Source organism: Parabacteroides sp. Y3-G-102, from assembly GCF_023656845.1.
Classification (GTDB): domain Bacteria; phylum Bacteroidota; class Bacteroidia; order Bacteroidales; family Tannerellaceae; genus Parabacteroides; species Parabacteroides distasonis.
Genome location: NZ_JAMOKU010000021.1, coordinates 73413 through 92937, shown reverse-complemented (window position 1 = coordinate 92937; position 19525 = coordinate 73413). Strand labels below are relative to the sequence as shown.

General features: G+C 44.7%; 16 protein-coding genes. 14 read left to right on the top strand and 2 right to left on the bottom strand.

Features of this window, described 5'->3' with window-relative positions:
* Positions 1–159 precede the first annotated feature (159 nt).
* From NBH16_RS12310 to NBH16_RS12290, 5 genes are all read left to right on the top strand, one after another.
* A complete protein-coding gene (locus NBH16_RS12310) occupies positions 160–606 on the top strand; it encodes a hypothetical protein (protein ID WP_250788665.1) in 447 nt (148 codons plus the stop codon).
* A gap of 72 nt (positions 607–678) precedes the next feature.
* Positions 679–1284: a rhomboid family intramembrane serine protease gene (locus NBH16_RS12305; protein WP_005862629.1), complete on the top strand. Its 606-nt coding sequence runs from the start codon at positions 679–681 to the stop codon at positions 1282–1284.
* 98 nt (positions 1285–1382) lie between these two features.
* Positions 1383–2831 (top strand): SGNH/GDSL hydrolase family protein, encoded by a 1449-nt coding sequence (locus NBH16_RS12300; protein ID WP_122382274.1) that lies wholly within the window; start codon positions 1383–1385, stop codon positions 2829–2831.
* Positions 2803–4134, top strand: coding sequence for a GDSL-type esterase/lipase family protein (locus NBH16_RS12295; RefSeq protein ID WP_048927247.1), 1332 nt, complete (start codon positions 2803–2805; stop codon positions 4132–4134). The genes NBH16_RS12300 and NBH16_RS12295 overlap by 29 nt, the downstream gene beginning before the upstream one ends.
* A 9-nt stretch (positions 4135–4143) precedes the next feature.
* A complete protein-coding gene (locus tag NBH16_RS12290; protein ID WP_250788664.1) occupies positions 4144–5664 on the top strand; it encodes an MBOAT family O-acyltransferase in 1521 nt (506 codons plus the stop codon).
* 277 nt (positions 5665–5941) lie between these two features.
* Here the strand turns inward: NBH16_RS12290 and NBH16_RS12285 are convergent, their stop codons facing one another.
* Complete coding sequence (locus NBH16_RS12285) at positions 5942–7231, bottom strand: mechanosensitive ion channel family protein (RefSeq protein ID WP_005862622.1); 1290 nt, start codon at positions 7229–7231, stop codon at positions 5942–5944.
* Between the two features lie 69 nt (positions 7232–7300).
* Complete coding sequence (locus NBH16_RS12280; protein WP_008772244.1) at positions 7301–8470, bottom strand: mechanosensitive ion channel family protein; 1170 nt, start codon at positions 8468–8470, stop codon at positions 7301–7303.
* A 151-nt stretch (positions 8471–8621) separates the two neighbouring features.
* Between NBH16_RS12280 and NBH16_RS12275 the strand changes: the two genes are divergently transcribed.
* The 9 genes from NBH16_RS12275 to hisB all read left to right on the top strand — a co-directional run bounded on the left by NBH16_RS12275 (position 8622) and on the right by hisB (position 19469).
* Positions 8622–11462, top strand: coding sequence for a M16 family metallopeptidase (locus NBH16_RS12275; RefSeq protein ID WP_250788662.1), 2841 nt, complete (start codon positions 8622–8624; stop codon positions 11460–11462).
* Entirely contained in the window at positions 11462–11917 is a 456-nt protein-coding gene (locus NBH16_RS12270; RefSeq protein WP_005857205.1) for a DUF4268 domain-containing protein, read from the top strand. The genes NBH16_RS12275 and NBH16_RS12270 overlap by 1 nt, the downstream gene beginning before the upstream one ends.
* Positions 11918–11926: 9 nt before the next feature.
* The gene (locus NBH16_RS12265) at positions 11927–14455 is read left to right on the top strand and encodes a M1 family aminopeptidase (protein WP_250788661.1); all 2529 of its coding nucleotides are present in this window, start codon (positions 11927–11929) and stop codon (positions 14453–14455) included.
* Between the two features lie 54 nt (positions 14456–14509).
* Complete coding sequence (locus NBH16_RS12260; protein ID WP_005862616.1) at positions 14510–14773, top strand: hypothetical protein; 264 nt, start codon at positions 14510–14512, stop codon at positions 14771–14773.
* Positions 14763–14924, top strand: coding sequence for a hypothetical protein (locus tag NBH16_RS12255; protein WP_005862614.1), 162 nt, complete (start codon positions 14763–14765; stop codon positions 14922–14924). The genes NBH16_RS12260 and NBH16_RS12255 overlap by 11 nt, the downstream gene beginning before the upstream one ends.
* A gap of 244 nt (positions 14925–15168) precedes the next feature.
* Positions 15169–16020, top strand: a complete 852-nt coding sequence (gene hisG / locus NBH16_RS12250; RefSeq protein WP_170105240.1) for an ATP phosphoribosyltransferase — start codon at positions 15169–15171, stop codon at positions 16018–16020.
* 1 nt (position 16021) lies between these two features.
* Complete coding sequence (gene hisD / locus NBH16_RS12245; RefSeq protein ID WP_122144681.1) at positions 16022–17302, top strand: histidinol dehydrogenase; 1281 nt, start codon at positions 16022–16024, stop codon at positions 17300–17302.
* Positions 17299–18336: a histidinol-phosphate transaminase gene (gene hisC, locus NBH16_RS12240; RefSeq protein ID WP_057327536.1), complete on the top strand. Its 1038-nt coding sequence runs from the start codon at positions 17299–17301 to the stop codon at positions 18334–18336. Before hisD ends, hisC begins: the two co-directional genes overlap by 4 nt.
* Positions 18333–19469: a bifunctional histidinol-phosphatase/imidazoleglycerol-phosphate dehydratase HisB gene (gene hisB / locus NBH16_RS12235; RefSeq protein WP_057326549.1), complete on the top strand. Its 1137-nt coding sequence runs from the start codon at positions 18333–18335 to the stop codon at positions 19467–19469. Before hisC ends, hisB begins: the two co-directional genes overlap by 4 nt.
* The last annotated feature ends 56 nt before the right edge of the window (positions 19470–19525 follow it).

The following is a 19525-nucleotide window of genomic DNA, read 5'->3' as shown; positions in this document are numbered from 1 at the left end:
GCTGTGAACCGGTTCAGGAAACAACTTTCAACCCTGTGAAGTTTTTCAGGAGAAGCTTCTCTAAGATGTGAAGTACCTTAGAAAATAACAGTAAAATCTGTGAAGTAAATTTAGGCATAGTCATTCTTACTTTTCCCTTTTTCTATATCATATATAGATATGACTGCTGAAAGTATGAAATTGAGTTCTTTGAATACAGAAAGAAATAGAATTGATAGTATGGTCCGGTACTATGAGAATTTAAAAAGTCTAGATTCTTCTTTTTCAGAGAATCTAGATTCTTTAATATTGGAAGAAAAGAAAACATTGATTCGGGTTATAAAAGAGATTGATTTAAAGCAATTCAAAATAGAAGAGAAACAGAAAAGATATGAAAAGCCATTAGTCTCCATCCTATTTCTTTTGCAAATATTCGGTTTTTATATATTGATTCTATATTCTTCCTATTTTGATAGGACGAATAAGGTGAATCGTGTTATCGCAGTGGAAAATATTCCTGATCGAAAGAAAGTAAGGAGCTATTTTTGCGATAAAGTTTTGAAGCCTTTGGTTTTACTGTTATCTGTTTTTCTTTGGGGATTCTTGTTTTTCCTTTGGCTTAGATAATATATACCTGATATTTGTATAAACCGGAATTTATGCTTTGCTTTGTGGCTCATCAGAAAAACAATAGAATATATGATTACTTATTTAATTATTGGAATAACAGTGATTCTCTCTTTTATCTGTTTTAGTAATAGGGAGTTATTTATGAAATTAGCGTTTATCCCATATCGTACGATCCGGAATCATGAATATTATCGTATCGTGACACATGGATTTATCCATGCGGATATGACACATTTGCTAGTGAATATGTTCACGTTCTGGTCATTTGGTCTCTATATTGAACGAACGTTTCGATATATGGGATTCGGCAGTGGGGCTTATCTGGCTCTTTATTTCGGGGGAATGATCGTGGCTTCGCTTTATGATTTGATAAAACGACGTAATGATCCGTATTATGTCTCTATCGGTGCGTCTGGAGCGGTATCGGCGGTTCTATTTACCTCTATATTCCTTGATCCTTGGGGAAAGATCTTGTTTTTCGCCGTGCTGCCTGTCCCCGGAATCGTATTCGGCTTGCTATACCTGGCCTATTGCCAGTATATGGCGAAACAAACAGGAGATAACATAAATCATAATGCCCATTTCTACGGGGCTATTTATGGATTGATTTTCCCAATGCTGCTGGAGCCTTCGTTATTGCATCTCTTTTTGTCTCAACTTACGTTTAAGGGATGATCCACCCTGAACGGATAATTTAAGGTTATTTTTTGTCCGAAGATTATTTCCGGGTAGGTAAACTTGTCTATCTTTGTCCCCTTATAAGCAAAAGTTAGATGAACAAAGATAATAATTTGGGTAGAGTGTTAGCGTTACTGTCGCTGACGTTGTTGATGAGCTTTGGTTTATATAGCCTTCCGGATACATTGTTCGGGTATAAGATCAAAAAGGTAGATCTTTTATCGGATTTCAAGGTGAAAGAGGAAAAGCTCTCCTTGGATTCTTTGAAACAACAATTGGAACAAGCGAACACCCTTCAAGTAGATTCGGTAGCATTAAGGGATTCTATCATGCGTTCCGCCGGAATAGATTCTGCGGCTTTGGCCCTTCGTGATTCGTTATACAAAGCGGTCTATGCTGTTCAAGGGGCGGATTCGCTGGGGGCTCATATCGAGGACTATTCTCTTGGACATATCGGTTTGCAACGATTCTTCGCCGCCTTAAAAAACAGGCGGGAATTGAATCGTCCGGTACGTGTGGCCTTCCTTGGAGATTCTTTTATCGAAGGAGATATTATGGTGGCCGATTTCCGTTCCGGGATGCAGAAGGAATTTGGGGGGCGGGGTGTTGGTTTTGTACCGGTCACATCCGTAGCGGCACAGTTCCGTCCAACCGTGGAGCAACGTGCCTCCGGATGGACTACTTGGTCTATGCTGACGGACCATGAGCATGGATATACTTTATCTGGGATGATGTTCGAGGCAAACGAGGAAAACGCCTCCATCCATGTGAAGACGACTAAGCGTTATCCGGAGCTTCAGACGTTCTCTTCTTTGAAACTGATTTATGAGCAGAATAAGAATACGGAGATGCGCTTGGTTTGCAACGCTTCCGCCGATACCCTACAAGAGATGCTTCCCGCCACATCGATCGTAACCCAATACGAGTTGGAAGGGATGTTCACCGAAGCGGATTTCACTTTTAAGAATACTCCGGAGTTCCGGGCATTAGGGGTCGCTATGGAGGATCATTCAGGTGTCGTGGTCGATAATTTCTCTCTTCGGGGAAACTCGGGTATGATATTGGAGCGATTGGATGTTTCCCGTTGCCAAGCATTGAATAAGATCCGTCCGTATGACTTGATTGTCTTGCAGTATGGGTTGAATGTCGTGAGCGATAGCGTGATGAATTATGGATGGTATAGTAGCCGGATGGTAAAGGTCATTAACCATATACAACTTTGTTTTCCGGAAGCTGATATATTGATGTTGGGGGTGTCGGACAGAAGCCGTCAAGACGATGGGGAATTCGAGACGATGCCGGCCGTGTTAGCCTTGCTGCATGCGCAAAGGCAAGCCGCTAAAAAGGCAGGGGTTCCTTTCTGGAATGTATTCGGTGCTATGGGAGGAGAGAACAGTATGGTCCGTTTCGTAGAATTAAACTGGGCTAGTAAGGATTATACGCATTTAAGCTTTAGGGGTGGACGGGAGATTGCCGATGCCTTGCTGAAAGCGTTATTATCAGAAAAAGATTTTTATGATGAAGCGGAGAAAGTGGTTAATTAGTCTGGTTGTTTTAGGAGTGATCATGGGCTTCTCTGTTCCGAAACCTAAAGCCGGAATAAACGGGGATGTATCTCTTGATAGTTTGGCGGTTCGGGATACTGTAGCGTTGCCTCCTTTATCTTATTCTATGAAAGTGGGAAAAGATACGTTGATCTTACCGGATTCTAGTAAGGCGTGGAATAATTTTTTCAATGAACTGGATTCGTTGCGTGCAGGGAAAGATACGGCTATCACGATCGTCCAGTTGGGGGATTCGCATATCCAAGCCGGACATTTAAGCGGTCGTGTCATGCGCCTTTTCCAACAGGCGTTCGGGAATGCCGGACGAGGCTGGATCGCTCCTTTTAAGTTGAGCAAGACCAACGAGCCGGATGATTACTTTATCAAATCCGTCGCTAAGGATTGGATTGCCGGACGTTGTATTCAGCATGTCCAGAAAACCCCGATAGGGATCGGTGGGATCGGGATTAAGTCTGTTTCCCCCTCGATTAATTTTGATGTCGTGATAACTCCGAATAATGGTGCCGGATACGAGTTTAATGAGGCGATTTTATATAGAGGGGAGAAGTCGATGCCCATGCTTCCTGCCGGGGCTTTGAAAGACTCGGTCCAAACATTCCGTGCGGATACCGTATGTGTTCCCGGTGTATTAGCCGACACTTTCCGGATCTCCTGCTTGACCGATACTCTACAATTGCAGAGTACGAGACGGAAAGAGGGCACGAATACATTGCGACCGGCCTCATCCTTTACGAATTTATATTATGGCCTGACACTGAAGAATGGAGGCAGGGGTATCTTATACCATTCCATCGGAGTGAATGGGGCGATGTATGTGAATTATACGGACGAGGCTTATATACGTCAGTTGGCTTTATTAAAACCGTCCTTACTAATCATCTCTATGGGAACCAACGAGACATTCGGCAGACGTTTTAATACCGATGAGTTTTCCGGCCAGATAGAGGCTTTCTTGGCGATCGTCAAGAAGGAGCTACCGAATACGGCGATCTTACTGACGACTCCTCCGGAATGTTACAAAAGGGTGCGAGTCAATAAGCAGCGAACGTATGTGCGTAATGATAATACCGAGCGGGCTGCCCGTGCTATCCGGAATGTAGCGAAGAAAGAAGAGGTCGCTTGCTGGGATTTATTCACTACGACAGGAGGGAAAAACTCGTGCCGCAAATGGCATAGTTCTCGTTTGATGGGACGGGATCGGATTCACTTTACGAAAGAAGGGTATCAAGAACAAGGAACGCTTCTGTTTAGGGCGTTCATGGAATCATATAATAACCGATAAGAATCTTATATGGAATATAATATACTTAGAGATTGGCTTAGTAATCATCAATTCACGTGGGAGAAACTGGGAGATATCCTAACGTATCATCATAATGCCCCGATCTTGTTTAGTAGCGGGTTGTTCTTCTTCTTGTTTATCGGTTTCCTGATGATTTATATGTCGCTAAGGAAACATACGTTGGCTCGCATTATTTACGTGACACTGTTTTCCCTTTATTTCTATTATAAAAGTAGTGGACTTTGGTTCGGGCTGCTGGTATTTACGGCTACTTCCGATTTCTTGATAGCGCAATGTATCTCGCATACGACATCGGTATTAAAACGTAAATTATTCGTTACGCTTAGTCTCTGCATAAACCTAGGTATGCTGGGGTATTTCAAGTATTTCAATTTCCTAGGCGAACTGTTTACTATGGCCGCCGGGGGAGAATGGCTGAAGATGAACATCTTCCTTCCGGTAGGAATCTCTTTCTTTACCTTCCAGAGTATAAGCTATGTGATAGATGTTTATCGGGGACGAATCCAACCTCTCGACCGTTGGATCGATTATGTTTTCTATGTATCGTTCTTTCCTCAACTGGTTGCCGGACCAATCGTTCGTGCCCGGGACTTTATCCCTCAAATGTATAAGAATCCTACGGTGACGCGATCTGAGTTTGGTGAGGGATTGTTCCTTATCTTATGTGGTCTTTTCAAGAAAACGGTTATCTCGGATTATATCAGTATGAATTTCGTGGATCGTATTTTTGACGCTCCGTTGCTTTATACGGGTGTGGAGAATTTATTGGGTGTCTATGGGTATGCGCTACAGATTTATTGTGACTTCTCGGGTTATTCGGATATGGCGATCGGTATCGCTCTGTTGTTGGGATTCCGCTTTAATATAAACTTCGACTCTCCCTATCAGTCGGCTACGATTACCGAGTTTTGGCGTCGTTGGCATATCTCTCTTTCCTCTTGGTTAAAAGATTATCTGTATATATCCTTAGGGGGGAACCGGAAGGGGAAGATTCGTACCTATATGAATCTGATGATAACGATGCTGCTAGGCGGGTTATGGCATGGGGCTTCCATTAGTTTCATCTTATGGGGAGCCTTACATGGTATAGCTTTGGCTGCGCATAAGTTTATCATGGGGCATTTCAGTAGCTTTAAGGCCTTAGGATGCGAGATGAAGCCTTGGCGACGGGTATTAGGTGTCCTGATTACTTTCCATGTGGTTTGTTTCGGATGGATCTTGTTCCGGGCTACCTCGATGAAGGCCGTGGGAGAGATGCTTCGCCAGATCTTCACGAATTTTCATCCGGAGGTGTTCATGCAATTCGTTTCAGGATATAAAGGTGTGTTTGCGCTGATGGTAATCGGTTATGTATTGCATTTTATGCCTAAACGCTCTGAGGATGCCTTGAGAGGAGTCGTGACCCGTTCCCCATTATTGATACAGGCCGCTATATTGGCGATAGCGATTTTCATTGTTGTTCAGTTTAAGAGTGCGGGAGTGCAGCCGTTTATTTATTTCCAATTCTAAGGGGACAAACACATATATCGGCATAGCCTCACGCCAGTATAGGCACAACCCTACACTACTAGTGCCGTAAGGCTACGCCGATACTGATTTCATAGGCAAAGTATCTTAGGTTCATTACTGAAGTATCTTAGGATCGTCGGCCGATGCACCTAAGATATTTTTTTGACATCTTAGTGTGTTCCTATCTAATACCGTTGTAGGGGGGAATCCCGCCAGATTTATCAAACGGTTGTGACATTTAAGTCTTGAGTGAGCCGTAAGACTTAAATGAATTCATTTACTCTGAGGGTTGTGAGCCGGCGGGAAGTTTGATGATGATATTCTTCAAATCCGCCCCGGATACATTTTGGAATACGCTTAGTCCGAACTCCGGTATTACCGCAAGTACATGGTCGAATATATCCGCTTGGATTCCTTCATATTCGACCCATACCTTATTGGATGAGAAGCAATAAAGTTCGATGGGAATACCTGTATCAGTCGGTTGTAGATGCCTTACCATGCAGACTAATTCCTTACTTACCTCCGGGAGACTTCTTAGGTAACGTACGAGATAAGCACGGAAGACTCCCAGATTTGTTTGTCTACGTCCGTTCACCCAAATGGAACTGTCGATATGATGCTCTTCATTGTATTCATATAATTCCTGTTCTTTTCCGTCGATGTAATCCGTGATAAGAGAGATCTTACGAAATTTCTCTAGCATTTCCGGGGTACAAAAATGTACGCTGTTCATATCGATATTGATAGAGCGCTTGATACGGCGGCCCGGGGATTCGCTCATACCTCTCCAGTTTTGGAAAGCGTCGCTTACTAAGGCGTAAGGAGGGATGGTCGTAATGGTATTGTCAAAGTTTCTTACTTTCACGGCGTTCAATGTCACCTCGATAACCGTGCCGTCCGCACCATATTTACTCATCGTGATCCAGTCCCCGGCCCGGAGCATATCATTGGCGGATAATTGGATGCCGGCAACGAAACCTAAGATCGTATCCTTAAAGACCAACATCAAGATAGCGGCAGACGCACCCAATCCGGCCAGTAAAGAAACCGGGGATTTATTGATAAGAATACTGATAATCAATATCACTCCAATAAAGAAAACCGTAACCTGCAAGATCTGTATGAAGCCTTTTAACGGCTTGTTCTTAAAGGAATCTTTTTTATTATAGATCTCGTGGATCAGATTTAAGGAAGCGTTTATAAACCTTAAAGAAACCGCTATGATATAAATCTGACAAAGTTTTTGGAGCAATATTAAAATCTTCGGTGTCTCTTCGGCTGAGAAGGCGAATGGTAACAATATATAAATCAATATGGCCGGGATCATATGCATCATCTTATTGATGATCTTACGATCCACGATTAAATCGTCCAGTTGATTTTTCGTCTTCCTCGCTAATCGTTTGAACATACCTAGGAAAATATACCGGCAACTATAATCGATCCCAACGGTGACGGCTATAATAAGTAATAAGATCACTATATTGTCTAGGTAACTGGAATTTTCGCTTATCAACCCAATTTGAACTAATAAATTATATACCCATTCTTGTATCTTGCTCATAAATACGATTTTAAACTTTAAGTAGACAATCCGGAGACGAAGATAGGAAAAATAATTCGAACACGTACTTTAGTCTGAATATTGATATACTTTCAATTCAAATTTAGGAATCATAGCGAAGAAATGATCGAATATATCCGACTGGATCCGTTCATATTCTTTCCATACTTTATTTCGGGAGAAGAAATAAATCTGGATGGGAACACCATATTCCGTGGATTGAAGTTGACTGATAATTAAATCCAAATCTTGATTTACGACAGGAAGACTTGTCAGATAACGCTCTACATATACACGGAATACTTGGGAGTTTGTAGGTACTACATCCTTATCCGGTTGGTAATCCGCTAATAAAGGAATTTCCTTGCGGAATGTATCTAGCATCTCTGGTGTACAGAACTTGATCGTATTCAAATCGAGATAAATGGACTTCATAACCCTACGTCCTCCAGACTCAACCATTCCGCGCCAGTTTTGGAAAGAACTATTTACTAGATTATAAGGCGGGATTGTTGAGATCGTATTATCGAAGTTCTGAACTTTCACGGTGTTTAGGGTTATTTCTTGAACAATACCGTTCGCGTTGGCAGAAGGCATCGTGATCCAGTCGCCGGGGCGCAACATATCATTCGCCGAAAGCTGTATACCCGCCACGAAACCTAATATGCTATCTTTAAATACCAACATAAGAATAGCTGCCGACGCACCTAATCCGGCGAAAAGGGTAGCCGGGGATTTATTGACGAGAATCGCTATAATGACAATGCCGCCAACGAAGAAAACAAGCACTTGTAATACTTGTATAAAACCTTTCATCGGCCTGTTTTTCATTTTCTCCTGTTGGTTAAACAAATCCAACATCATTAAGAGAAGACCGTTGAGCGCTAACAGCAGGGAAAATATGATATAGACCGCACAAATCTTCTGGGAAATGAATAATAATTCCTTTCCTCGGATAAAAGCCATCGGGAGCAAAGCATATACTAAAATGCCGGGAATCGTATGTACGAGATAATGTACGACCTTACGTTTAATTAATAACGTATCCCATTTATAATGCGTATGCTTAACGATACTACGTACCCCTCCGACAAAAATAGCTTGGCATAAATAATCTAATCCGATAGCGACCGCCACTAGTAAGATGGCGATGATCGCCTCGTCAAATGTGTTCGCTATTTTCTCGTCTACACCCCATCCGGTGAGGACTTTGTTCATCCAACTACCTAAATTTATCATAATAATCGTTTTTTGATATAACACTACTCTTAAAAATAGGTTCAATCCTACGTTAAATTTGCCCTTTTGTTAAGATTGCTTGTAAATGTAAGCGTATTAATCCAATTGAAAAATGTATCTTTGTGAAATAATATAAACTTAAAAGGATTCCATGAGATCTCTGTTGTCAACCTCAGATTTTCTACAGGTACGAGAGCATAAATTAAGTAATGATTTGACGGTATGGTTGAATGAGGACCATAGCCAACCTAAGATATTCGGAGCCGTAGTTGTAAAAGCCGGAGCTAAAGATTCCCCTAACACAGGTATCGCGCATTATTTCGAGCATATGATGTTTAAAGGAACGGATAAGATCGGGACAATCGATTATGAGTCCGAGAAAGTCTTGCTGGACATTATCGCCGAAAAATATGACGCTTTGGCGGATACCGAGGATCCCAAGATGCGTGCCCATTTGCAGCAAATCATTAACGACCTGAGCGTACGTGCCGCTGAGTATGTAATACCGAACGAGTTCGACCGGTTGATCTCTCGTTTCGGTGGTACGAAGTTGAATGCCGGGACTTCTTACGACTATACATTATATTTCAATACATTCTCTCCGCAATATATCTCCCAATGGGCCGAGATCAATAGTGAGCGTTTGGTAAATCCCGTATTTCGTCTTTTCCAGAGTGAGCTGGAGACGGTCTATGAGGAAAAGAACATGTATGGGGACACAATGGCTAGCGTCGCCATCGAGAAATTGACAGAGCGTTATTTCTATCCGCATCCGTATGCGTATCCGATTATCGGAAGTGCGGAGAACTTGAAGAATCCCCGTCTTTCGGAGATGCGCCGGTTCTTCGAGAAATACTATGTCGCTTCCAATATGGGATTGATCTTAAGCGGGGATTTCGATACGGAGGAGGTCTTGCCAATCTTGGAATCTACTTTTTCACGGATACGAAAAGGGAAGCCGCCCCACCGGGATATCGTTGCGCTTCCGCCATTTGAGGGGCGGGAGAAAGTGAGCGTACGTATTCCTATGCCTTTCGTGAAAATTATGGCATTGGGATTCCGGGGAGTTCCTGCGAATCATCCGGATCAAGTTGCGCTCAATATCGCCGTATCTTTATTGAATAACTCCAATGGTACGGGATTTTTGGATAAGCTGACGGTAGATCATAAGGTGATGGGTGCGATGGCGGTTAACCAAAGTATGAATGAGGCTGGAGTATTAGGCTTGTTGGTATTTCCAAAGTTCTTTTTCCAGACCTATGCGGCAGCCGAGAAATTAGTATGGAAACAAATCAACCGTATTAAGGAGGGGGATTTTAGCGATGAGATGTTCCAAAGCTTGAAATTGGAACAGAAACGTGAATATGCCTCCAAATTGGAAGACATAAACTCAAGGGCCGAGGTGATGATGCGTATTTTCTCTCAAGGGAAAAGCTGGCAGGATTATTTGGATGAGGTTACCCGTATCGATGCCTTGTCGAGAGAAGACGTGATTGAGGTCGCCAAGAAATATTTTACGGAGAATTATATGTACGTCACGAAGAAGACCGGACGCTATCCAAAAACGATCTTACCCAAGCCGGATTATTCACCGATTATACCGAAGAACTCCGATGCTTCCTCCGCTTATGTGGAACGTCTGGAAAAGATACCCGTACAAGAATTGAAACCGCATTTTCTCGATTTTGAGAAAGACGCCGAGGTCGTATCCTTGCGTCCGCTTGTCACGTTGTATAAGACTCATAATTCCGTAAATGATATATTCTCGCTGACACTATCTTATGGAGTGGGGCAGTTGGAGCTTCGTGATCTTGATAAATTGTCCGCTTATCTACCTTTCGTAGCGACGGAATCGATGTCTTTTGAGGTCTTTCGGGGTAAATTGCAGGAACTTGGTAGTACATTGACTTTTGATTCCACGGATTCTGAGTTTCTGGTGGTGGTGAATGGTTTTGATGGGCATTTTACCCAAACAATGGCTTTGGTCGGCGATTTCTTGCGGCACGCCAAGCCAGATGACAAGAAGTTACGGCAGATTGTGGACGAGGCGAAGGTAACGGAGAAATCGTTGTTCAATTCCAGCGAAAACGTAGCCGATATGCTGTTAGAGAAAGTCAAATTTGGGGAGCAATCCCGTTATTTGACCAAATTATCGTTCGCTGAAATCAAGAAACTAAAAGGAAAGATGTTGCTGGACACCTTCAGTAAGGTACGTTCGGTCGCTTGTAACCTGCATTATTGTGGTACATTGTCTACGGAGGAGGCCGCTCGGCAGATCAAGCTGCATTTACCCTTGGAGGAGGTAAGTATTCCATCGAACTCTCCCTATATTCGTGATCTTATGACGTATGATAAGCCGACTGTCTTTTTCATGGACATGGAGGATGTCACGCAAAGCATAATCTATGCCTATATGTATATCGATCCGTTGAAGGCTAAGGAAGATCGTCCTGTTTCCCGGTTGTTTAGCGCTTATTTCGGAGGGGATATGTCATCCTTGATGTTTCAGGAGATCCGTGAGTTTCGTTCGTTCGCTTATCAAGTAAATGCCCGTTTGAAACATCCTCCTTTGAATCGATCGGAGAAGCCCGCTAGTTTCGTGATGAAACTGGCTACACAGACGGATAAGATGATCGATGCGATGGAAGTGCTGGAAAATCTGGTGCATGATATGCCGGAACGTCCGGAACGGGTGGAGTCGGTGAAGCAGACGATTCGTAATTGGGTGAATAATGAATATCCTACTAGTCGCTCTCTTTCCTTGAAGATCGCCGGTTTCCGGCGTGAAGGGTACGAGAGCGATCCGAACAAGGATTATCTGGAGGTCATCGATCGGATGACTATGGAGGATATCCTTCGTTTTTATAAGGAGAATATACAAGATCATTTAATGATATATGCGATAGTCGGTAATTCAAAGAGTATGGATATGGAGAAACTCTCCAAATTCGGACAGATCGTTAAGGTAACAAGGAAAGACATTTATAAATAATGTATAGTAAGGAGGAACTGAAGAATCTCAAATTGGAGTTTTGGGAAAGCTTCGCCGCTTTTTGTGAGGTGCAACCCTATTTGCGGGGGCGTAAGAAAATTTGGACATTATATGATACGAAGGTAAAGGGCGTTGAGTTGAAATTCGACGCGAACCGCCAAGGGGCTTACGTTATTCTTGAGGTAAACCACCGTAGCGAGGATTTACGTCTGGAAATGTTTGAGCGCCTGACTTGGTATAAAGAGACCTTGGAACAGGATTTTCCCGAAGGCTTGATCTGGGATATTTGCTTTGTCCGTGAGAATGGCCGACAAGTGGCCCGTATCTATGTGGCAAAGGAAGGATTGGATTTGCATCGGCGAGCGCATTGGGGAGATTTTTTCACGTTTATGGCTAGCCAGATGTATTTGTTGGAACGAAATTTTATGGGTATAGCAGAATACTTAAGAGAATAATTACGAGATATGAACCTAAAGGTATTTATCGGAGCTTGCGTACTGTCCGGTCTGGTTGCTTGTAGCTCTGTTAAACAAGATGAGGCCGGTTTGTCCCGGCCCGGTGTGGGCCTTGAGCTGGCGCGATTCCGGAAGGAGCATTTCTCCGATGTCCGTTATAATCTTTTCTTCTCGATCCCGGAATCTCGTGACGAGGCGATCCGGGGAAAGGTGGAGCTATCGTTACGATTAGACGAGAAGCAGCCGCTTATTATTGATTTCCGCGGAGAACAGGAGCAAGTGACATCCGTAACCTTGAACGGAGGCGATATTCCCTACGAGGTGAAAGATGAGCATATCGTGATAGCCTCAGATTGGGTAGCGGTGGGAGAGAACCGGGTAGCGATCGCTTTTACTCCGGCGGATCAATCCTTGAACCGACGGGATGAGTTCCTGTACACGTTATTGGTTCCGGACCGGGCACGTACGGTATTCCCTTGTTTTGACCAGCCGGATATGAAGTCGCTTTTTACCTTGACCTTGGAAGTTCCTTCCACTTGGCAGGCCGTGGCGAATGGCGCTATCACACAAACGGATAGTACGAGCGTCTCCGGTCGGAATCGTATTTCTTTCAAGGAGACGGAACCGCTTAGTACCTACTTGTTCTCATTCGTGGCCGGTGAACTGACTCGGGAGGTTTATTCCCGGAACGGACGGGATATCTTTATTTATCATCGGGAGACAGATCCGAAGAAAATCGCTCAATGCCCAGCCATTGCCGATGAGGTGTTCGACGCGTTGGAATGGCAGGAAGACTTTACTGGTATTCCTTATCCTTTCGCTAAATATGACGTGATTATCTTACCCGGTTTCCAATATGGGGGTATGGAACATACGGGTGCTACTTTATATACGGATCGCCGGATGTTTCTGGATGAGCATCCTACCTTAAATGAGCGATTGAGTCGGAGTTCCTTGATCGCGCATGAAACCTCTCATATGTGGTTTGGCGATTATGTAACGATGAAATGGTTTGATGATGTATGGACAAAAGAGGTTTTCGCTAATTATTTTGCTTCCCGTATCGTAGAACCTTTATATCCGGACGTGAATCACCGGTTGAATTTTATTCGGGATTATATTCCCGCATCTTATTCGGAAGACCGTACGTCAGGTGCGAATCCGATCAAGCAAGATTTGGATAATTTGCGGAACGCCGGTTTGGTATATGGTAATATCATCTATGATAAATCTCCCGTGGTTATGGAAATGTTGGTACGTGTTCTGGGAGAAGAGGCTTTCCAGCAGGGAATCCGTGAGTACTTGACTACTTATGCGTATGGGAACGCTACGTGGGAGGGCTTGATCCGTATCTTGAATAAATATACGGAAGAGGATCTGGCCGCTTGGAGTGAGGTGTGGGTGAATCAGAAGGGTATGCCGGAGATTACGGCTTCGGTTAAGGACGGCGAGTTGGTCGTAGAGCAGCGTGATCCGTTGGGCCGGGGTTTAAAATGGCCGCAAGAATTAACCTATCGGGTGATCTGTGGAACGGATTCGGAAGAAATCCCGGTTTCTCTCGAAGGAAACTCTGATTCCTTCCGAATGAAATTAAGTTTTCTTCCGAATGGAAATTGTGTCATTCTTCCGAATATAAATGGGCGTGGTTATGGCTTCTTTAAAATAACAGAGGGGGAGTCTTCCGGTCTATGGTCTGTGCTTCGCTCATCGGAAGATGAGGTGTTGAAGGGATCTTTGCTGATTACCCTTTATGAGAATCTTCGTTGGAAAACGATTTCTCCGCAAGGGTTCCGTGAAGAGATGTTAGCGTATTTACCGAATGAGTCTAATTCTTTATTGTTCTCGATGGCTTTAAGCTATTTAGGAGATTGCCAGCGGATATTCCCGTCGGATTCTCGTCCGTTGGAACAGGTCTTGTGGAAGATCGTGACAACGAATCCCGTATCCCAACATCGCTTGCAGGCGTTTCGTTTGTATCGTTCGATAGCGGATTCAGAGGAGGCGGTACAATGTCTGTATACGTTATGGCAGGAACGGAAAGCTCCGAAAGATTGTGCGTTGAGCGAGAGTGATTATATTGGCTTATCCTATATGCTGGCGATGCATTTGCCGGAAAAAGCGGATAAGATTATCGCTACGCAATTATCCCGCATACAGAATCCGGATCGGAAGAAGGAGTATCAATTTATCTCCCCATCTGTATCGCCCCGCAAGGCGGAACGTGACAGTGTCTTCGCTTCCTTGTTGATCGCCGGGAATCGTAGGGTGGAGCCATGGGCCTCTTCCGCTCTCGCTAATTTGAACCATCGCCTACGAGAACAAGAGTCGGTCGCTTATATCCGTCCGGCCTTGGAAGCGATGCCGGAAGTACAGCGGACTGGCGATATCTTTTTCCCCACCGCTTGGGTTCGCTCCTTGCTTTCCGCCCATACATCGAAGGAAGCTCGGGAAGAAGTTGATGCGTTTTTTACCGCGCATCCGGACTTCCCCTTGATGCTTTCCAATAAGATTAAGCAGCAAGCGAGTCATTTGTATTAAAGTAAATCATTATCTTTGTCCTTGAGAACGAATTAATAAGAAAGGAGTATTTGTATGACGGCAATGGAACTAAAATGCCTAAAGATGGATTTGGTCGAAGAATTGTTAAGCATCGATGATAAAGACACGCTCAACCGTGTGAAGAACTATCTGAAAAAGCTGAACAATAAAATTAGGACAAAAGCCGAAGAGGAAGAAACGGAATATATTAGCAAGGAAGAAATCTTGGCAGGGATTGATGCCGGGCTGAAAGACATGATTGCCGGGAGGAAACAATCAGCGAGAGATTTCTTAAAAGAAATGAGAGATGGAATATAGAATAGAAGTCTTAGCCTCCTTTAAGAAGGAAGCGAAACGTTTGCGGAAGCATTATGCCTCTTTCATTGATGATTATGAAAACAAAGCAGAGCGTGAATCTATAAGCTTGAAAGAGATAGAAGAGTTGCTTCGTAAGAACGGATTGAAGTAATATAGATATTGTGATAATATTTTGTCAGAAATATTTGTTCTTTCAATTATTATTGTAACTTTGCGACGTAAATAACAAAAGAAATGAAAATAACGACTACATTACATCACCATCATCATTACAGCGGGCGATAGTTCGGTGGGCTGAATGGTATGTATGTACTCATGATAAAAAGATAAAGGCTTGCCGTTTTGCGGTAAGCCTTTTTTTGTTGATATTTATAATATAAAAATAAGATATAGTTATGTTGAGAATCGCGGTACAATCGAAAGGCCGTCTGTACGACGAGACCATGATGTTGCTTGAAGAAGCGGGTATTAAACTAAACAGGGGCAAACGCATTCTGTTATTATCGGCAAAAGGTTTTCCGGTAGAGGTATTATTTCTTCGTGATGATGATATTCCTCAGTCTGTAGCTAACGGTGTGGCGGATATTGGTATTGTCGGAGAGAACGAGTACGTGGAGAAAGGGCAAGAGGCGAAATTGATCAAGCGTCTGGGCTTTAGTAAGTGCCGTCTATCCTTAGCGATCCCCAAAGATGAGGAATATAAGGGAGCTAAATGGTTTGAGGGAAAAACGATCGCTACTTCCTATCCCGTGATCCTACGGTCTTTCTTAGAGGAGAGAGGCGTGAAGGCGGATATTCATGTAATCAGCGGCTCTGTGGAAATCGCCCCGGGCATTGGTTTGGCGGACGCTATCTTTGATATCGTAAGCTCCGGTAGCACTTTGGTAAGCAACCAATTGAGAGAAGTGGAGGTAGTCCTTCCTTGTGAGGCTTTATTGATCGCTAACAATAATCTATCCAAAGAGAAACTGGAGATCTTGGATGAGCTTCTATTCCGCTTCGAGGCGATTCAAGTCGCCGAGGGCAAGAAGTACGTGTTGCTGAACGCTCCGAAAGAAAAGCTGGATGAGATTATCGAGGTGCTTCCCGGTATGAAGAGCCCGACCATAACGCCTTTGGCAAACGATGAATGGGTCTCTGTTCAATCCGTGATCGCCGAGAAGCATTTCTGGGAAATTATTGGTAAACTAAAATCATTGGGGGCTGAAGGTATCTTAGTGCTTCCGATCGAGAAAATGATTGTATAATATGGAGATTATAAAATATCCCGGACGTGAGGAATGGAGCTCACTAATCAAACGTCCCGCATTAGATGTAACCACCTTGTTCGATACGGTCCGTACGGTATTGGACGAGGTACGCGAGCAGGGTGACACTGCCGTAAAAGCGTATGAGGAAAAGTTTGATAAAGTGCTCCTTTCTTCCCTTCAAGTCTCGGAAGAGGAGATGCGGGAAGCGGATGCCTTGGTCGCTGAGGACTTGAAACAGGCGATTCGTACGGCAAAGGCGAATATCGAGAAGTTCCATGCCTCACAGCGTTTCGAAGGAAAGAAAGTGGAGACTACCCCGGGAGTCACTTGTTGGCAGAAAGCGGTAGCGATCGAGAAAGTCGGTTTATATATTCCGGGCGGAACGGCGCCTTTGTTTTCCACGGTATTGATGTTGGCAGTGCCCGCACGTATCGCCGGATGCAAGGAGATCGTATTATGTACGCCACCGAACCGGGAAGGGAAAGTACATCCCGCTATCCTGTTTGCTGCGGAGGTCGCGGGTGTAAGTAAGATATTCAAGGCTGGAGGAATCCAAGCGATAGCGGCGATGGCCTATGGGACGGAATCAGTTCCCAAGGTGTATAAGATCTTTGGCCCGGGTAATCAATACGTGACGGCGGCGAAGCAATTAGTAAGCCTGAAAGAAGTCGCCATCGATATGCCCGCCGGACCATCCGAGGTAGAGGTGATCGCAGACGAGACAGCAAATCCCGATTTTATCGCCGCCGATTTCCTCTCGCAGGCCGAGCATGGGGTGGATAGCCAAGCGGTCCTCGTAACCGCTTCGGAAACGATCGTGGAACCCGTGGCCCGTGCCATCCAAGAGCAACTCGATCGTTTGCCCCGAAAGGAGATTACCGAGAAATCGTTAGCGCACAGCCGTATCATCGTATTGAAAGATTCGCGGGAAGTCGTGGACTTCACGAATCAATACGCTCCTGAGCACTTGATTATCCAAACATCGGATTACACCGCTATCGCGGAGCGAATCGAGAACGCTGGCAGTGTCTTTATGGGTCCATATACTCCGGAAAGCGCAGGCGATTATGCTTCCGGCACGAATCATACCTTGCCGACCAACGGTTATGCCAAGGCATATAGCGGCGTAAACTTGGATAGCTTCATCAAGAAGATCACTTTCCAAGAGATCTCTTCCGATGGTATCCGTGCCTTGGGTAGCACGATCCAAACCATGGCGGCCAACGAGCATCTGGATGCTCACCGCAACGCAGTAACAATTAGATTGAACACGATATGAAAGACCTGAAAGATTTAGTAAGACCGAATGTCTGGAATTTGAAACCGTATTCATCCGCACGTGATGAGTTTCATGGGGATGCCTCCGTTTTTCTGGACGCGAATGAGAATCCGTGGAATGTGCCGTATAACCGTTATCCCGATCCCTTGCAGTGGAAATTGAAGGATCGTCTGGCCGTGCTGAAAGGCGTGGATCGTAACTCGATCTTTTTGGGCAATGGTAGTGACGAGGCCATCGATCTGGTGATCCGTGCCTTTTGCGAGCCGGGGTTGGATAGTGTGGTGACGATCTCGCCGTCGTATGGTATGTATGAGGTGGCAGCGAATGTAAATAACGTGGAATGTCGCAAGGTCTCTTTGGACGAGAATTTCGACTTGGACGCTGACCGAGTGTTGGAATCGGCGGACGAGTGGACTAAAGTGATCTTCCTATGTTCCCCGAATAACCCCAGTGGCAACAGCCTGGATCGTGGCTCGATCTATAAGATATTGAAGAATTATGAAGGAATCGTGGTGATCGATGAGGCTTATATCGACTTCTCCGCTTATCCCTCTTTCTTGAAGGAATTATCGGGATTCCCAAACCTGATCGTTCTTCAAACCTTGTCGAAAGCGTGGGGAGCGGCGGGTATTCGTTTGGGTATGGCATTCGCCTCTCCGGAGATTATCGGAGTCTTGAATAAGATCAAATATCCGTATAACGTCAACCAACTTACGCAGGAGAAAGCTTTGGAGCTTTTGAATGACGAGGCGACCATGAAACACCAAATGAACGAGATTCTCACGGAGCGTAACCGGTTGGAGAAGATCCTGTCCGAGCCTCCTTTTTCCTATCAAGTATATCCTTCGGACGCTAATTTCTTGTTGGTGAATGTCGCCAAGGCGGATGCCATGTATAATGGGCTCGTGAAGAAAGGGATCGTAGTGCGTAACCGTAGCAACGTGCAGAAATGCCGGGGTTGCCTTCGTATTACGATCGGTACGCCGAAAGAGAATGATAGCTTATTGAACGCGATGAAAAACATGAAATTATGAGCACGAGGAAAAGAGCGTTGTTTATCGATCGAGACGGCACGCTTGTAAAAGAGCCGCCCGTAGATTATCAATTGGATAGCTTGGAGAAACTAGAGTTTGTCCCGAAGGTGATGCGTAACCTCTATTTCATTTGCGAGCGGTTGGATTTCGAGTTCGTGATGGTCTCCAACCAAGACGGGCTGGGTACGCCCTCTTTCCCGGAGGAGACTTTCTGGCCTGCCCATAACTTGATGCTAAAAACGTTGGAAGGCGAGGGGATCGTGTTTGATGATATATTGATCGATCCTTCCTTTCCCGAGGATAATTCCCCGAATCGTAAGCCTCGTACAGGAATGCTTACGAAATATATGACAGGTGAATACGATCTGGAGAATAGTTTCGTGATCGGGGATCGCCTTACGGATATGGAGTTGGCCCATAATCTGGGCGCTAAAGGTATCTGGTTGCGCCCGGAGGAGGGAGCGGAGAGTGAGTTGGCGGCTTACGCTACCTCATTGTCTCCCGCCTATATCACGGATGATTGGGATAAAATCACCGAGTATCTGTTTGCTGGCGAGCGTCGTGCTGTCGTACGGCGTGCCACGAAGGAGACGGATATTTATGTGGACTGGAATCTGGATGGAACCGGAAAGACATCGATCTCTACCGGGCTTGGTTTCTTCGATCATATGTTGGACCAGATCGGTAAGCATTCCGGTACGGACCTGACGGTACGGGTAAAAGGCGACTTGGAAGTCGATGAGCATCATACGATAGAGGACACGGCGATCGCCCTTGGCGAGGCCATGCTGAAAGCGCTGGGTGATAAGCGAGGGATCGAGCGTTATGGGTATTGCCTTCCGATGGACGACTGCTTGTGTAGCGTGGCGCTGGATTTCGGTGGCCGTCCTTGGTTGGTTTGGGACGCTGAGTTCCACCGTGAGAAAGTAGGGGATATGCCTACGGAGATGTTCCTCCATTTCTTCAAGAGCTTGAGCGACGCTGCTCGCATGAATTTGAATATCCGTGCCGAGGGTACGAACGAGCATCATAAGATAGAAGGTATCTTCAAGGCTTTGGCCCGCTCGATCAAGATGGCGATCCGACGAGATATTTATCGGTTTGAGCTACCGAGTACGAAAGGGCTCTTGTAATCTGTAAAAAACACTACTGTATTTGTGCACGAATACAGTAGTGTTTTAGTCTGAAT

Bases quoted from the DNA above. Each gene is read 5' to 3' on its own strand.
- NBH16_RS12310 (WP_250788665.1), top strand. From the start codon at position 160: ATGACTGCTGAAAGTATGAAATTGAGTTCTTTGAATACAGAAAGAAAT.
- NBH16_RS12305 (WP_005862629.1), top strand. From the start codon at position 679: ATGATTACTTATTTAATTATTGGAATAACAGTGATTCTCTCTTTTATC.
- NBH16_RS12300 (WP_122382274.1), top strand. From the start codon at position 1,383: ATGAACAAAGATAATAATTTGGGTAGAGTGTTAGCGTTACTGTCGCTG.
- NBH16_RS12295 (WP_048927247.1), top strand. From the start codon at position 2,803: ATGATGAAGCGGAGAAAGTGGTTAATTAGTCTGGTTGTTTTAGGAGTG.
- NBH16_RS12290 (WP_250788664.1), top strand. From the start codon at position 4,144: ATGGAATATAATATACTTAGAGATTGGCTTAGTAATCATCAATTCACG.
- NBH16_RS12285 (WP_005862622.1), bottom strand. From the start codon at position 7,231: ATGAGCAAGATACAAGAATGGGTATATAATTTATTAGTTCAAATTGGG.
- NBH16_RS12280 (WP_008772244.1), bottom strand. From the start codon at position 8,470: ATGATAAATTTAGGTAGTTGGATGAACAAAGTCCTCACCGGATGGGGT.
- NBH16_RS12275 (WP_250788662.1), top strand. From the start codon at position 8,622: ATGAGATCTCTGTTGTCAACCTCAGATTTTCTACAGGTACGAGAGCAT.
- NBH16_RS12270 (WP_005857205.1), top strand. From the start codon at position 11,462: ATGTATAGTAAGGAGGAACTGAAGAATCTCAAATTGGAGTTTTGGGAA.
- NBH16_RS12265 (WP_250788661.1), top strand. From the start codon at position 11,927: ATGAACCTAAAGGTATTTATCGGAGCTTGCGTACTGTCCGGTCTGGTT.
- NBH16_RS12260 (WP_005862616.1), top strand. From the start codon at position 14,510: ATGACGGCAATGGAACTAAAATGCCTAAAGATGGATTTGGTCGAAGAA.
- NBH16_RS12255 (WP_005862614.1), top strand. From the start codon at position 14,763: ATGGAATATAGAATAGAAGTCTTAGCCTCCTTTAAGAAGGAAGCGAAA.
- hisG (WP_170105240.1), top strand. From the start codon at position 15,169: ATGTTGAGAATCGCGGTACAATCGAAAGGCCGTCTGTACGACGAGACC.
- hisD (WP_122144681.1), top strand. From the start codon at position 16,022: ATGGAGATTATAAAATATCCCGGACGTGAGGAATGGAGCTCACTAATC.
- hisC (WP_057327536.1), top strand. From the start codon at position 17,299: ATGAAAGACCTGAAAGATTTAGTAAGACCGAATGTCTGGAATTTGAAA.
- hisB (WP_057326549.1), top strand. From the start codon at position 18,333: ATGAGCACGAGGAAAAGAGCGTTGTTTATCGATCGAGACGGCACGCTT.